Raw genomic sequence first — 652 nt, forward strand, 5'->3', positions numbered from 1 at the left:
CGGAATGATCCGCTTGAACTCGGCCCAGGTCGGGATCAGGTGGATGGTGCCGTTGAACGGCGAGCGCTCCTCGCGCGAATCGAGGTTCTTCGTGATCTCGGCGATGCCGAAGCAGCCGAGCGCCACGCTGACGAGGCCGACGCCGTCGGCCAGCATCGGCAGGTCCCAGGTGTAGCGCGGCACGCCGCTGTTCACGTCGGTGCCGATCTGGCCGAGCAGCACGCCGATCAGGCACATTGCCATGCCGTTGAGCAGGCTGCCGGTCGTCACGAAGCTCACGCAGACGAAGCCCACCAGCATCAGCGCGCAGTAGTCGGCCGGGCCGAACAGGAACGCCACCTCGCCGAGGCTGGGCGCCAGGAAGGTGAGCACGACGATCGCCACCGTGCCGCCGATGAAGCTCGACACGCYGGCGGTGAACAGCGCCAGGCCGGTCTTGCCCTTCAGCGTCATCTGGTAGCCGTCGATGCAGGCCACGATGCTGCTGGCGTGCGGGATCTTCATCGTGATCGCACTGACGCTGTCGCCGTACTGGGCCCCGTAGTAGATGCCGGCCAGCATGATCAGCGCGCCGGTGGTGGGGATCGAGTACGTGAGCGGCAGCAGCAGGCTGATGGTGGCGAGCGGCCCGAGGCCCGGCAGCAGGCCGACC

The 652-nt window shown here is 67.7% G+C and carries 1 protein-coding gene; it reads right to left on the bottom strand.

Annotated elements, in window-relative coordinates; genetic code table 11:
- Nucleotides 1-652, bottom strand: a 652-nt coding sequence (locus tag AC1D15_RS35925; protein WP_477829843.1) for a tripartite tricarboxylate transporter permease, incomplete at both ends; no start/stop codon positions are given.

This window comes from Rhizobacter sp. P2_H2, assembly GCF_056403375.1.